Origin of the sequence: Exiguobacterium artemiae 255-15 (genome assembly GCF_000019905.1) — a bacterium.
Classification (GTDB): domain Bacteria; phylum Bacillota; class Bacilli; order Exiguobacteriales; family Exiguobacteriaceae; genus Exiguobacterium_A; species Exiguobacterium_A artemiae.
Window position 1 is genome coordinate 2,612,472 of the sequence record NC_010556.1, and the last position, 14,947, is coordinate 2,627,418.

Genomic DNA, 14,947 nt, shown 5'->3' on the forward strand with positions numbered 1-14,947 from the left:
GCTATTACTCCTTTGAACTTGCTACTTCTTTATTAGTAATCGTTCCAGTCCCACCTTCAACAACTCCATCACTTCTAAGCACACTGAAAATGGTTGCAACAAAACATCTCGTATCCATTAAAAGCCCCATACGACGAATATATTCTCCATCAAGTTTCGCTTTTACTTCAATCGGTAATTCATCACGTCCATTAATTTGCGCCCAACCTGTCAGTCCCGGTAGTGTATCATTGGCATTATACTTGTCTCGCTCATCAATCAAATCGTATTGATTCCAAAGTGCTGGACGAGGTCCTACAAATGCCATTTCTCCTTTTAGGATATTAAACAATTGAGGCAATTCATCTAGGCTGGTTTTGCGTAAAATCTTTCCGATGCGTGTAATGTAAACATCCGGATCTGCTAACAAATGCGTTGGTGTATCATTAGGTGTTTCGATGTACATCGTTCTAAATTTTAAAATATTAAAATACTTTTTATTTAATCCCACTCGTTTTTGTTTGAAAAATATAGGCCCGCGAGATTCGAGCTTGATTGTAGCCATAATCAACATGAAGACAGGAATTAGTATAAGACAGGCCACTAAAGCTATTACGAAGCCAAGTGGACGTTTAATTACTAGATAGTTCACTTGTTTTTCCTCCTTGAGTTAATTTCTATTAAATAAAATTCTTTTCAAGCGTACTGACATCGTTAGCAATATCAAGTAAAACATTGCGTAATTGTAATGGTGACTCTCTGTGTTGGTTTACGAGTGCAAAGATGTGCTCGAGTGATTCTTTTTGGCGTGTTCTGCCAACAAAGATTTTCGGATAGATCGCTTCCGGGTCAACTTCACCGTCTTTCAGCAGTTCTTCATACATCTTTTCTCCCGGTCGAATCCCTGAGAATACGATTGGCATTTCATCTTCCGTAAATCCACTCAGTTCAATCATGTTCTTCGCAAGGTCAACAATCTTAACCGGTTCTCCCATATCAAGGACAAACACTTCTCCACCATCAGCTAAAATCCCCGCTTGAATGACCAAACGACTTGCTTCGGGAATTGTCATAAAGAAACGTGTCATTTCTGGATGGGTCACCGTAACTGGTCCACCAGCTAAAATCTGCGACTTAAAGAGTGGAATGACAGAACCACGACTTCCCAGCACGTTTCCAAAACGTACAACTGCAAATTTTGTTTTACTACGACGTCCTAAATCTTGAATGACCATCTCTGCGATGCGTTTTGTGGATCCCATGACATTCGTTGGATTTACTGCCTTATCCGTTGAAATCATCACAAAGCGTTCAACGTTAAACAAATCAGCTACTTCTGCGACATTTTTTGTTCCATAGACATTGTTTTTAACCGATTCATATGGGTTTGCTTCCATTAAAGGGACATGCTTGTGTGCAGCTGCATGGAACACAACTTGCGGTTTATGTGTCGCAAATACTTCTTCTAGTCGAGTGCGATCCTGGACATCTGCAATAATCGACACCAAATTAATCGGAAACTGAAGTCCACGTAGTTCACGTTCAATCAAGTAAATACTGTTTTCACCATGACCAAGTAACACAAGCGTAGTTGGATTAAATTGAATGATTTGTCGGCAAATTTCTGATCCAATCGACCCACCGGCTCCGGTTACAAGGACTGTTCGTCCCTCAATTTCCGATTTAATTCCGGAAATATCTAGTTCAACCGGTTCACGACCAAGCAAATCCTCAATCGACACATCACGGATTGCACTGACTGAAATTTTACCGGTAATTAATTCTTCAATCATCGGCAATGTCTGAACGTTTTTACAAAGTGTTTTGGCTTCTGTAATCAGCTCAATCCGCCGTTGTTGTGTTAGTGAAGGAATCGCTAAAACAATCGCTTCAATTCGGTGCTTTTCGATGACTGCTTTTAAATCTTCAGTCGTTCCGACAACTTCAATTCCCTGAATCATAAAGTGCATATTTTTTGGATCATCGTCTAGAAAAGCTACCGGTTTTAACTCATGAAAAGGAGATACGTAAAGCTGTCGGACTAAAGAACGACCAGCGCGCCCTGCTCCGATTACAAGTGTCCGTTTACGTGATTTGACCATTCTTCTCGGTAGCGCATATTTACGTAAATGTTGTCCAATACCGAGTAATCGTAAAGCAACACGAATTGCACCGAGTAATAATAAAGCAATACAAAAACTAAGAATTGTGATTCGCTCTAGTACTTCATTAAAAATAATATTTTGGTAAACCATCAATCCAATTGAACTTAGGCCTAGAGATAAGGATAATGTCATGGCTTCTTGAACACTTGCATACTTCCAATTGACTCGATAAAGTTTCATCAAAAAAGCAAGTGTCACGAATAATAGTGCAAAGACACCTGCAGATTGAAGTAATAGTTGACTATCAATTAATTTAAATAATTCTTTTGGATATAAGAAAAAGTACGTAAAACTCATAGCAATAACTAATGCTGCCGCATCAATACAGGCGAGCGTCAGAGTACGATAATAATAATAAAGTTTCATCTATGAAGTTTCCTCTCTTCATATTTATATTTAAATTTCACACTAATGATGCCGTAACAGATCGTGCTTTTAATAACTCTTCCATCATTTTTGCGACATCGTCACCAAGATCTTCACGCTTAAGAGCAAACTCTAGAGTCGTTTGAATAAAGCCAAGTTTTTCACCGACATCATAACGTTTCCCATCAAATTCATAAGCAAAAACGCGCTGCATTTCGTTGAGTCTTGTAATCGCATCCGTCAATTGAATCTCACCGCCGGATCCAATTTCCTGTGTTTCTAAATACTTAAAGATTTCCGGTGTTAATAGATAACGGCCTAAAATCGCTAAGTTGGACGGTGCTGTACCTGGCGCCGGTTTTTCAACAAATGATTTTACCTTATGTAAGTTCTCTGAGATGCTTGTACTTGGATCAACAATCCCGTAACGTTGCGTATCTTCGTCCGCAACTGGTTGAACACCAATGATCGAGCTGTTTGTAATTTCATACTGTTCAATAAGCTGACGTGTACATGGTACTTCGGCTTGAACAATATCGTCTCCAAGCATAACAACAAACGGTTCGTTACCGATAAATGCTTTTGCTTGAAGAATTGCATCTCCGAGCCCTTTCGGTTTTGATTGACGAATGAAATGGATGTTGATATTTGTTGTAGCTTCAACAAGATGTAACAATTCAGATTTATTTTTCGCAATCAAGTTGGCTTCTAGTTCCGGAACGGAATCGAAATGATCTTCAATTGCTCGTTTCCCTTTACCCGTTATAATTAAAATATCTTCAATACCCGATTCAATTGCTTCTTCGATGATATATTGAATCGTAGGTTTGTCAACAATTGGTAACATTTCTTTTGGCATTGCTTTTGTAGCTGGTAAAAATCTAGTCCCTAATCCTGCTGCTGGAATAACCGCTTTTTTTACTCGCATCGTAAAAATCACTCCTTGTTGTAATTTCAGATTTCCATAATATAATTAACTTGCCATTCTTTATGTAAATTACGATAACACATCCTATGGAACTTATTCCATAAAGTTTTCCATATTTTAATAACGTAAGCGTTAACATAGAAAAAAGAGAGTCAAAATAACTCTCTTTGTCTTTTTAATAAATAAATAACTTAAATCCACTGGCCTTTCCAGTTCTTTTCAACTGGATTAGGTGGATTAATGGCTACCAATTGATTTAGTAACACTGCTTCATTGTTCTCATAAATTTCATCGTATAACCAACTCTCAAGTTCCTGGGCTAAGAACTTACGACACTCAATCCAATAGAACGGACGTTTCTCTAAATGATGCGCATCCGAAGCAACAAGATGAGCCAGACCATTTTCGAGTAAAGCTACAGCAAACCGTTGCACGTCTTTACCGTACTTGCCGATTAGACTGGCACACGTCACTTGACTAATGGCACCATTTGATATCAAATCAAACAGTAACGTTGGATTTTGAATAATGGCTTTATTTTTCTCGGGATGGGCAATGACTGGAACGTAGCCGTCAGAAATCAATTCAGCAAATATCTGTCGTGCATATGAAGGAATTCCGGTCGAGGGAAATTCGATGAGAATATAGCGTGAGTTTGCTAATGATAAGGCAACACCGGTATTGACTTCCTCAATCAATTCTCCTGTAATTCGAACTTCATGCCCCGGATAAATCGTGACTGGAATATTTCGTTTCTTCAACAGAACATTTAACTCAGCGACTGTTAATTGGACATCAACATCTGTTGTCTCGAATTGCGGATGAAACAAATGCGGTGTCGCAATAATTTGGTTGATCCCCTCATTAGCTGCCTGCTCTATTAAGTGTAATGTTTGCTCGACACTGGCCGGACCATCGTCGACAAGTGGTAAAATATGACAATGTAAATCAACCATATTGAAATCCCTCACTCATAGGAATAGTAGTATTGATATGCTGAATCATCTGTCAGTTCACGACGGTTTAAGACAACACCGAGAATTTTTGCTTCGGCGAGTTCGAGTTGTTCTTTTGCTTTTAACACACGTTGGCGGTCAGATGTCGTACAGCCAACGACTAAAACAACACCATCTGTCAGTTTCGACGTGATCCGGCTGTCGGCTACTTGTAAAAGCGGTGGTGCATCTAATACGATGATATCGTATTCGTCACGCAATTTCAGAATTAAGGTTTCCATCGCCTTAGACGATAACAACTCAGCCGGGTTTGGCGGAATCGGTCCTGCCGTTAAAATCGATAAGTTATCGACTTTCGTCGGTAAAATAGCTTTTCCAAGATCGGCTTGACGCGTCAACAAACTTGATAAACCAAGACCATTCGCAACTCGGAACGTATAGTGCACTGTTGGACGACGCATATCGGTATCGATAATCAAGACTTTTTTACCTTGCTGTGCATAAGCGACGGCTAAGTTTGAAGAGGTCGTTGATTTTCCCTCTCCCTGCGTGGCTGATGTCACAAGAATGACTTGAATTTCACGATCAACTGCCATGAATTCGATGTTCGTCCGAATCGTACGGTATTGCTCTGCGACCGGTGATTTAGGTTGCGTGACGGTTATCAGATTCCGTGCGTCTTTATTCATTTTATTTTTCTTAGCCATACTGTTTAACCGCCTCTCGTTTTGACGCTTTTTTTGACGCGTTAAAGACTTTACTTTCGATATCCGGAATACTGCCTAAAACCGGCAAGTCCAAAATTTGATGGACTTGCTCTTCTGTCCGAATTCGACGATCGAGTACTTCACGTAAGAACGCAAGACCAACCCCAAGTAAGAAACCAACGACTGCAGCAATCGCTGTATTCAGTAAAATGTTTGGACTGACTGGTGTTGTTGGGATGCCAGAAACCGATAAGACTTTAACGTTATCGACATTCATCAAATCAGTAATATCATCACTAAAGACTTTAGCGACCGAGTTGGCAACGTTTGATGCAAGTGCTGCATCTGTATTTTGAACAGACACATTGATGACCTGAGAATTTTGTTCACTTTCTACTGTAATCATATTGTTTAGAGCACTAATACTATCCGGTGCGTTTTTGACTTCTGCTTGTACTTTTTCTAAGATAGCTGGACTTTTAATGATTACACGATATGTATTGACAAGGGTGACAGACGATTGAACTTGCGAGGCATCAATCACATCGTTTTCCTGTTTCTTCGGCGTGACGAGAATTTGTGTACCGGCCTGATAAGTCGGCTTGATTAAAAACGTACTGACAGCAAATGAGATGAGAGCTGCGACGATTGTCAATGCGAGAATCCGCCAAAGCGACTTTCTCAAAGTCGAAAATAATTCTTGTAAACTAATCGTTTCATTCATGGTTTGATTATTCTCCTTTATCTGTCTAATGCGATGATTTTTTCATCAACTAATGCTCAGTATAACAAAAAATTGGGAAATGGTTGATTAAATTTCAGGAAATAACATACGTTTTTTGAAATTTGTTGCGTATAATAAAGAATGACATGTTTCTTTTTACATGGATTTCCGGATATAAACATAGGAGGAAGATCTTTATGCATCGCTCGTTACAAGCACTCCAATACTATACATCACACTCTGAAGAAGACATCAAACGACTCCACGAACGGATTCGTGCCAGTCTCGCTTCAACTGAATCTTTGACAGATACAATGATTCGCCTGACCGGACAAGAACCACTCGTTCCGTTCAAACAAGATACTGTCACGGCTGAGGAATGGACCGCCTTTTTGGCCGGTAAACACCATTCCCAACTCGCTGACTTTTACGGGACACTTGTTGCCCGACCGATCCTGAAAGAAGACGGTCCGCTTGTCAAACGAGAAGAGGAAGAAATCGTCCCTTCCTTATCGCGTACTCATCGTGAAACGGAACCCCGTCGGCAAAAAGTCAAAGTCCGGACCGAACCTCGCGTCAAACGAAAGATTCCTTGGGGTTGGTTGGCTTTACTCGTCTTGTGTTTTTTACTTGGTGCCGCCGGTACTTACGTCTATTCCAACTATTTAGCACGTCCTGCAGCAACGGAACCAAAATCAACAGTCGAGCAACCCGTGACAGTTGAAAAGTCGGAAGAGAAAACAAAAGAACTGGAAACAGACCCCAAAGTAGAAGCTAACGTGCTTTACGTCAAAACCCGTAATACGAACATCTACAGCGACTCTGGTCTAACCGATGTATTGTACGAAGCTGACTTCGGTGACGGATACCGGATTCTTGAAACGACGGATACGGTCAGTAAAGTTGAGTTGACCGATGAATTGACCGGCTATATCAAAACAGTCGATACGACAAAAGACTTGAAGGAAGATCCGATTGCCGATGAAGCGTTGTTGACATGGGTCGGTGATAATCTAGATACGAGCTTCGTCAACGAGACGCTCATTGACCTTATCGGCAAATCTGCCGAGGATTTAAATAGTGCATATGGTTCACCGGAACGGACGTTTTCCGATGAAGTAAACACCTATCTCTTTTACGGTAATCATTTCTTTACGCTCCAAAACGATAAAGTCATCGCGATTGACTGGTCGGAAACGGCCATTACAAATGCTGAACTGGCAACACTCGCTCCGCTTCAACTTGAAACAGAAACAACGGGACTGGTTACAAGTAACTCTTACCGCCTGCAACGATTCGAAAAACCGGGAACAAGTTTCAGTCGAGTTCGCTTGGCTGAGCAAAATTTATAAAACGATGCAATACAAAAGGGACAATCCGAAAAATGGATTGTCCCTTTTGTTTACTCGAGACCTAACGAGTAACGTAATGCGGTTTTTGTTTGCGCCAGTGAATCCTCGGTCGGATGCCAGTAATAAATGCCATCCGCTTCTTTCCCACCGGTTCCTTCAAGTTTTAAATTCTTTTGATTTTTAAAGGCATCCATATAGTCAAAAGCAAGTGTCCGCATCGGCTTGAACGAGACGTTCGTTTGCGCATTTTTACCGACGACATCCATGATTGCATTGAATTTACTGACGGAAACATCCGACGATAATTTCGCAACAACTTGTTCAATGACTTGACGTTGACGCATTTGACGACCAAAGTCTCCCCGCGGATCTTCATAACGCATTCGTGTATACTTTAAGGCTTCATCACCGTTTAAGTTGATTTTCCCAACCATGAACTGTTTATTACCAACTTTAAAGTCTAAGTCGTTATTAACAGTCACACCACCAACGGCATCAACGAGTGACGTAAATCCTTCCATATTGATTTCCGCGTAATAGTTAATCGGAATATCGAGGAACTTCTCGACTGTTTTGATTGCCATCTCGGGTCCGCCAAATGAATAGGCGTGATTGATTTTATCATTTGTTCCGTGACCGACGATATCGACTTTCGTATCGCGTGGAATACTAATCAACCGACTTTCGTTTTGCGTCGGATTAAGTGTCATGATCATGATTGAGTCACTCCGGCCCCGTTCACCCGGACGTTGGTCGACTCCAAGCAGTAAGACCGAGACCGGTTTTTGTTTTTCGACGACTTTGTCTCCTGTATTTTTGACCGGCGATTGAATCTTTTTAACCGTTTGGTCAACCTGATAATAGGTATAGCCGATAAATCCTCCGACTCCGATGACCAATACCAAGGCAATCAACAACATAATCTTTAACGGCGTCCAGCGCTTTTTAACTTTTCTTCTTTTTTTGACACGTTCCACGTTTTCACTTCCCTTTCTCTTCTCTACCACTTATTCATTATGTAACTTCATCAGTTCTCGTTAGTATCGGTCAAACAAAAACGATCTTACAGTCGAGTATACTGAAAATTACAGGCGAATTGTCAAAAACGGGAAAAGATGAAAAAAGAGTTTACCGGTTGGTAAACTCTTTTAGTTAAGATGTAAACGTTATTAGTTACAGTAACGACTCCGCCGCTGAGACCTTCTCATACATAAAGACTTCGTAGATTTTTTTCTTGAAGTTGTAATCCATGCTGACGACCATCCGTTTTTTTGGATCTGTTGTTTGGAAGACATACGATTTCATCATGATCGGGTCAGCTAGTCCCATTTTGATTTCTGCTTTTGACGCGACCTTCGAGTAATCAAAATTCGACCAATCCATCCACTCCCCGAGTCCTTTGCCTGTCAAGACAGCATCGAGTTGTTGTTCGGTCATGCCTTCTTTTAGCTTTGCACCTTTCATCAGTTGCATCTTACTTTCCCGGACACCGAGTTTTGTTTTTGCCGTCACTTCCAGCATCTTTGAAGTCAATAGGTAAACTGAACCTTTACTTTTTGTCGCAAATGCTAACGATGTATACGTCGGTGCGACTTTCAATTTTGTATCATGAAAATCATAGGCGACGAACTTCTTACCACCTTCTTTATCCATCAGTTCTGCTTTTTTCTTTAAGATAATCGATCCGTCTTTTTTCGTCAGCTGTGTTTTATAGCTTTTTCCGTAAAGGACCTGTGCGACCTGCTCCATTGTCATGCCCGTTTTTAACGCTTCGAACTGTGTCGTCGCTTTGATTTCTTCTTTTGTTGCTGCTTGTGCTGTTCCTGCGATTAATGTTGAACCGGCCAAAATTGCCGCGATTGTCAGTTTACCAAGTGTTGTTGTCATGTCTGTTCGCTCTTTTCTTTTTTAAAGTGAGATTACAAAATTACTCGAGACCGTTTCATAGTGACTGATCCGGTACGTTTTTTCGTTTGGATCATACATCATCTCGACCCGCAGTCGCTTATTCGGATTGCTCGTCCGGAAGATATAGGTTTTTCCTTTACCCTGACCAAGACCGGTCCGTTCCATATCACGCTCTGACAGCGTGTGACTGAAATCGTTAATCGTCCAGTTCATCCAGTCGCCGAGTCCTTTTCCGCTGAGCACGTTATCCAGTTGCTGTTCGGTCATCCCGTACTTCAGACGTTTTCCTTGCTTCAGCTGTTTGTCGCTTTGGCGGACCTGCATCGGGTTTTTTGCACTGAAATCCAGTGACTTTAATGCAAGACGGTACACCTTGTCTTTCGGTTTGACCGTAAAGAAGAACGTCATCAGATGCTCCGGCACCTCTGACTTTTCATCCCCGACGAGGTAATACCGGTAATCCATCAGTGTGTCAGAATCCCGCTTCGGTGACTTTTCTTTTAAGATGATTCGACCGTGTTTCTTCGTCAATTTCGTTTTATACGTTTTTCCGTAGCGCACTTTCGCATATTCGGTGATGGTCATGCCTGTTTTGTACTTCGTAAAATCCGTCGTGACTTGTTTTTCTTTCTTGGTCGCCGCATCGACAGGGCTGCTGATTACAGTCGAAGTCAACAGCGTCATCAAGACCGCATATTTCCATATTCCTCTTGGCATGAAAGACGGCTCCTTTCTTACTTCGGTTTAATCGTATGAATCGAATAGTTGTTTATCACATACTGTTTCTTTTGATAATCAAACTTCATCATGACTTCAATCTGCTTTTTCGGATTAGAACTTTTGAACGTATAAATTTTCATTTGACCACGGTATTTGTATTCTTTTCGTTCCTGTTTCGTTTGAACCGATTTGTAGTCCAAAGACCAACGCAACCCTACCTGACCTAAGCCTTTACCGGACAACAGTTCATCAAGTTCTGCTTCCGTCTCATCTCCCCGGATATAGGTCACGTGTTTGAGCGTCCGGGTACTCTCCCGTAATCCGCTGTTCGTGTCCGCTGCAAACTGTAAGGTTTTTTGGACCAGGAAATACGTCGTTTGATTCTTTCTCGTGTGAAATTCAAGTGTCATCAGTCGTGGTAACGTCTTTGACTTGTCATAAAACGAATAGCCCCGCGACCGGTATCCTTTTTCATTCTGCGCCCAATTGGCTTTTTGCTTCAAGACGGTCGCGCCGTTCTTCTGTTTCAAATGCTGTTTGTATGAGGCACCGTACATGATTTTAGCGACTTGCGTCACGGTCAGACCAAACTTAAACGACCGGTACTCTTTTAATACGTGCTGTTCTTCCTTCGACGCCGCTTGTCCGTCGAGTGTCCCGCTTAAGCAGAGGACACCGATGACAAGGACCAGCCCCAATTGTTTTAAACACTTCATAATGTTCCTACTCTCTTCATTTCAGTAACCGCACAGCTTTATCCGCATCGAGTCGCCCGTATCCGTATGACGAATCGTAGCCTTTGACACCAAGATCCTGTGCTGATTTTTTAAGGATCGCTTCCACTTCCGACGCTTTGATCGTCGGCTTCAGACTGTAAAGCAGACTCGCGACACCGACGACGTGTGGTGCTGCCATCGACGTCCCGCTCCAGAAGGCGGAGACGCCGTCGCTGAGATAACTCGGAATGTCTTGCCCCGGAGCGACCAAATCCAGTCCCTTGCCGTAGTTCGAGAACGACGACCGTTTATCGAACCGGTTCGTTGAGCCGACTGAGAAGGCATACTGAGAGCGTGCCGGATACGACAGTTTATTTTGTCCTTCGTTCCCGGAAGCGACGACGACGAGAACGCCTTTTTTCTTCGCATAGGCAAGTGCGTCTTCAATCGCCCGTGACGAGAAGGCACCGCCGATGCTGACATTGATGACTTTGGCCCCTTTTTTGACGCCATGTAAAATTCCTTTGGCGATATCCGAGTTCAAGCCGTAGTTGTCTTCCCCGAGGACTTTGATCGGAATGATTGACGCTTTGGCATTGATGCCGGACATGCCATACGTGTTGTTGCTGTTCGCGGCAATGATACCGGCGACGTGCGAACCGTGTCCGTGGTCATCGATTGCCATTTGGCGTCGGTTGACGAAATCATAGCCGAGATCCATCCGGACACGTCCGGCAAAATCGGCGTACGTCGGATTGATGCCGGTATCGACGACCGCGACGAGCACCGTCGATTGTTTTTTCCCGGCAATCCGTTTCTGCATGGCGTTGAAGTTGATATCGGCGCCTTTGACGCCACCCCGTTGTCCGGTATTGTTCAGTGACCACTGATACGACTTGAAGACATCGCCTCCGAGTCCGTGCATCTGACTGTCGAGCTCGACGTACGCAACCCCACTCGCCTTCGCGAGTTGCTGTTTCGCCGCCAGTGCCTGCATGACTGTCCGGTACGTGAACTTCACGAGGCCAAGATCGGCGTCAATCGTTTCGTGTTTGACGGCTGCTGTTTTCTCGGACAGTTGTTGTTTTTGGCTGCTCGTACCCGTCATCTTGACGACGAGGCTGCGTGACTTTGCGACCGTTCCCGATTGACCAAGCGACTCTCGAAGCGGTTGCAATCTTTCGAGTTTAAATGGCACGACAAACGACGTATTTTTCTTCCCTTCGATTTCTATGTACTGACGACCGCTCCAACTGAGCGGGAAGACGAGTGACTGATCCGTGATTTGATCGTACCGGCCGTAGACGAGTTGCCGTTTGTAGTAGGATTGTGACTCATAGACGGTCACCGCTTCCGTGTCATCGGCGACGAATTTCAAATGGGTTCCGCCGGTCAGGTACGTTTTCGTATCAAAGTAAAATAACGCCTTCCCTTTGCTGTCAAACTTGCCTTTGATGTATGCTTTCTTTGTTTTCGTGTCCAGCGTCGGTAATTTTTTTGCACCAGTACCTGCTGCATCTATTTGCATCGGGATCATCGTCCCGAGGAGACCTACTACTGTCAGTCCTGCCATCCATTTTTTCATTTTCCCGCTCCCTCATCCATCTTTTGACCTATACAACCAGTATAATGGAAAATTTTACGCTAAACACCTAATTTTTACGTTCAAAGCAATTTTTTTCTGCTTTTAAACCACGAAATAAAAAAGCGAACCCAGTATCAACTGGATCCACTTTTAGTTTCATTTGATATAGCTCGCTGCCCGGTCGGCATTCAGACGCCCGGAACCATACGTCGTATCATATCCTTTTGAACCGAGATCCTTTGCTGATTTCTTGAGAATATTCTCCACGTCCGTTGCCTTGATGCTCGGTTTGAGACTGTACAAGACGCTCGCGACTGCTGCGACGTGTGGCGCTGCCATTGACGTCCCGCTCGCAAAAGCCAACTCTCCATCGGCGAGATAACTTGGAATCGAAACGCCGGGTGCGACGAGATCAAGTCCTGTTCCGTAGTTCGAGAACGAAGCCCGCTTATCCGTCCGGCCTGTTGCACCGACCGAGAGGACATATTTCGAACGGGCCGGATACGATAATGCCTTTTTGCCGGCATTACCGGACGCCGCGACGATCAACACATTTTTACTTTTCGCATACGACAACGCCGACTCAACCGCTTTGGAGGATGTATCGCCACCGAGACTGAGATTAATGACTTTGGCACCTTTTTTAACGGCGTGATTGATGCCGCTGACCAAGTCCGACGTATAACCGACACCGTTCTCATCAAGGACTTTGATTGGAATAATCGAGGCTTTGGCATTGATTCCTGTCATTCCATACGTGTTGTCCGTACCCGCTGCGATGATACCGGAAACATGCGAACCGTGCCCGTAATCATCCCACGCCGTCTTCGAACGGTTGACGAAATCGTAGCCGAGATCCATCCGGACTTTCCCGGCGAAATCGGCATAACTCGGATTGACACCGGAATCGATGACGGCGACAAGTGTTGTTGACAGTTTTTTCTTCGCAATCCGTTTTTGCATCGCCGTCAGACCGATATCCGCTCCTTTGAGACCTTTTTTCTGACCGGTGTTCAACAAGGACCATTGGTGTTTCTTAAAAGCATCGGCTCCAAACGCTTGAATCGGCATATCATATTCAACGTAGGCCGTCGCACTCGACTGCTCAAACTTCTGTCTCGCGGCTTTTGCTTCCGTCGCTGAACGATACGTCAACTTCTCCAGACGTAATTCCGGAGCGACTGATTTCACAGTCTTCGCACCGAGACTGCTGCTGCGGACCATACCGGTTTTTGTCTGAACGATCAGAGCCGTTGCCGTATTTGTCTTTGCTTTGACAGCAGAACTGCTGGTCACGTCAATCGGCTCGTAACGCGAGACACTGAACGGGACGGAATATGTATCACCCGGATATCCCTCCAACACCAGATACTGTCGCCCACTCCAGCTCAGCGGGAAATACATTGTCTCATCGTTGCGCTGGAAGTAACGGTTGTAGACACGTCCGGCGTCGATATCTGCCTTACTTGTAAAGATTGTGCCATAGACATCCCAAGCGAGATCAAACTCAGGTGGGTTCCGTCCTTTACAAAGTCTTTGGCATCCATGTACCAGATGGCAAAACCATCTTCATCAAATCGTCCTTTCATCGGTGTTCCGGCGTAGCTACCGCGGAATACCGGTAGCGCTTTTGCTTGATTGATTTGTTTGGTGCTGACGGTTTTTTGTTTGACACTGACCGTTTTTTGCTCAGCCGCAACTTCTCCGTTCATGCTGAATCCGATCAATAAGCTTGCCGCGAGACTTCCTGCAATGATTTTTTTCATTCCTTCACTCCTCAATTCGTCTTAGGTCCTTAATCCTATATACCCGATATTTTTGGAATAATGTGGGATATTAAAAATCATTTACCTAATTTATTTATTTTTGACGGTTTGTCAAATTAAGTGCAACACTTCTTCCGTGAAGACCTCGTATGCAGTTTTCCAGTTAAGACATTTTCGTGGTCTCCCATCAATCCAGGCGAGCGCTTGAGCGATTTCAGAACGACTGACCTTTCCGAAATCTGTCCCCTTCGGGAAAAATTCACGGAGAAGACCATTGGCGTTCTCGTTACTACCACGCTGCCAAGAAGAATACGGATCTGCAAAATACATGGGTAAGCCTAACGTGTCACGAATTCGTTCATGACAGCTAAACTCTTTTCCACGATCTGTCGTCGCAGTTTGGAACGTTCCCAACGGGAAGGAAAGATGTAATGCTTGAATCGCAGACTCCATCGATTGAGCGGACCGATTTTCCATCGGTACAGCGAGATAAAAACGACTCTTTCGCTCGACGAACGTTGCGACACAGGCTTTTGACGTTCCTCTACCCGATACAACAGTATCAAGCTCCCAATGTCCAAACGTTTGACGCCCTTTGACGTCGGACGGACGTTTACTGATTGGCAGTCCGACGTTGAAGCGTCCGCGCGTCTCACGTGGTTTCTGACGCTTTCCCTTTTGCCGAAGAAGTCCAGAATCGGCCTCGACGAGGCCACTATAAATCCAACGATAAATTGTCTTGAACGAGAGTCCTTCTTCTTGGAATAATCGTCCGGCAATTTGTTCAGGGGACCACGTCTCCCGTAATTTTTCGAGGATGAAGATTCCTTTTTCGAGCGTAAACTTCGTACGTGCACCGCACTTCTTTTTTCGCTCCACATAACGCTGGTCAGCATGAGAAGAATCGTAATGAGGATTTCGTTTCAATTCTCGTGAAATCGTAGAAGGTTGACGCCCCAGGCGTCCCGCAATCTTTCGGACAGAGAAACCTAGCTCGAGATACGTCTCTATTTTGACTCTTTCTGATATGGTAAGATGAATATAGCTCATAACGAATCCTCCGTTGAATTTTGTG

General features: G+C 43.8%; 15 protein-coding genes. 1 reads left to right on the plus strand and 14 read right to left on the minus strand.

What is annotated here, in order from left to right:
* Positions 1 to 4: 4 nt before the first annotated feature.
* From EXIG_RS13380 to EXIG_RS13405, 6 genes are all read right to left on the minus strand, one after another.
* Positions 5 to 631, minus strand: a complete 627-nt coding sequence (locus tag EXIG_RS13380) for a sugar transferase (RefSeq protein WP_012371497.1) — start codon at positions 629 to 631, stop codon at positions 5 to 7.
* Positions 632 to 659: 28 nt separating this feature from the next.
* Entirely contained in the window at positions 660 to 2,510 is a 1,851-nt protein-coding gene (locus EXIG_RS13385) for a polysaccharide biosynthesis protein (RefSeq protein WP_012371498.1), read from the minus strand.
* Positions 2,511 to 2,547: 37 nt separating this feature from the next.
* Positions 2,548 to 3,438 carry a UTP--glucose-1-phosphate uridylyltransferase GalU gene (gene galU / locus EXIG_RS13390; protein WP_012371499.1) on the minus strand — a complete coding sequence of 297 codons (891 nt, stop codon included), beginning with the start codon at positions 3,436 to 3,438 and terminating at the stop codon, positions 2,548 to 2,550.
* 191 nt (positions 3,439 to 3,629) lie between these two features.
* Positions 3,630 to 4,394, minus strand: coding sequence for a tyrosine-protein phosphatase (locus tag EXIG_RS13395; protein ID WP_012371500.1), 765 nt, complete (start codon positions 4,392 to 4,394; stop codon positions 3,630 to 3,632).
* 11 nt (positions 4,395 to 4,405) lie between these two features.
* On the minus strand, positions 4,406 to 5,101 hold the full coding sequence (locus tag EXIG_RS13400) for a CpsD/CapB family tyrosine-protein kinase (protein ID WP_012371501.1): 696 nt from the start codon (positions 5,099 to 5,101) through the stop codon (positions 4,406 to 4,408).
* Positions 5,094 to 5,825, minus strand: coding sequence for a YveK family protein (locus EXIG_RS13405; RefSeq protein ID WP_012371502.1), 732 nt, complete (start codon positions 5,823 to 5,825; stop codon positions 5,094 to 5,096). The genes EXIG_RS13400 and EXIG_RS13405 overlap by 8 nt, the downstream gene beginning before the upstream one ends.
* 197 nt (positions 5,826 to 6,022) lie before the next feature.
* Here EXIG_RS13405 and EXIG_RS13410 point away from each other — a divergent pair, with 197 nt between their 5' ends.
* A complete protein-coding gene (locus EXIG_RS13410; protein WP_012371503.1) occupies positions 6,023 to 7,177 on the plus strand; it encodes a hypothetical protein in 1,155 nt (384 codons plus the stop codon).
* A 50-nt stretch (positions 7,178 to 7,227) separates the two neighbouring features.
* On the opposite strand, the gene EXIG_RS13415 is transcribed toward EXIG_RS13410, so the two are convergent.
* The 8 genes from EXIG_RS13415 to EXIG_RS13450 form a co-directional block, all read right to left on the minus strand.
* Positions 7,228 to 8,154: an LCP family glycopolymer transferase gene (locus EXIG_RS13415; protein ID WP_012371504.1), complete on the minus strand. Its 927-nt coding sequence runs from the start codon at positions 8,152 to 8,154 to the stop codon at positions 7,228 to 7,230.
* A 196-nt stretch (positions 8,155 to 8,350) separates the two neighbouring features.
* A complete protein-coding gene (locus EXIG_RS13420) occupies positions 8,351 to 9,064 on the minus strand; it encodes a hypothetical protein (protein ID WP_012371505.1) in 714 nt (237 codons plus the stop codon).
* Between the two features lie 21 nt (positions 9,065 to 9,085).
* Positions 9,086 to 9,802, minus strand: coding sequence for a hypothetical protein (locus EXIG_RS13425; protein WP_012371506.1), 717 nt, complete (start codon positions 9,800 to 9,802; stop codon positions 9,086 to 9,088).
* A gap of 17 nt (positions 9,803 to 9,819) precedes the next feature.
* Positions 9,820 to 10,521: a hypothetical protein gene (locus EXIG_RS13430; RefSeq protein ID WP_012371507.1), complete on the minus strand. Its 702-nt coding sequence runs from the start codon at positions 10,519 to 10,521 to the stop codon at positions 9,820 to 9,822.
* Positions 10,522 to 10,537: 16 nt separating this feature from the next.
* Positions 10,538 to 12,106, minus strand: a complete 1,569-nt coding sequence (locus EXIG_RS13435; protein WP_012371508.1) for a S8 family peptidase — start codon at positions 12,104 to 12,106, stop codon at positions 10,538 to 10,540.
* A 156-nt stretch (positions 12,107 to 12,262) separates the two neighbouring features.
* Entirely contained in the window at positions 12,263 to 13,471 is a 1,209-nt protein-coding gene (locus EXIG_RS13440) for a S8 family peptidase (protein ID WP_234944544.1), read from the minus strand.
* Positions 13,472 to 13,494: 23 nt separating this feature from the next.
* Positions 13,495 to 13,872, minus strand: a complete 378-nt coding sequence (locus EXIG_RS13445; protein WP_012371510.1) for a hypothetical protein — start codon at positions 13,870 to 13,872, stop codon at positions 13,495 to 13,497.
* Positions 13,873 to 13,983: 111 nt separating this feature from the next.
* The gene (locus EXIG_RS13450) at positions 13,984 to 14,922 is read right to left on the minus strand and encodes an IS30 family transposase (protein ID WP_012371511.1); all 939 of its coding nucleotides are present in this window, start codon (positions 14,920 to 14,922) and stop codon (positions 13,984 to 13,986) included.
* Positions 14,923 to 14,947: the final 25 nt, after the last annotated feature.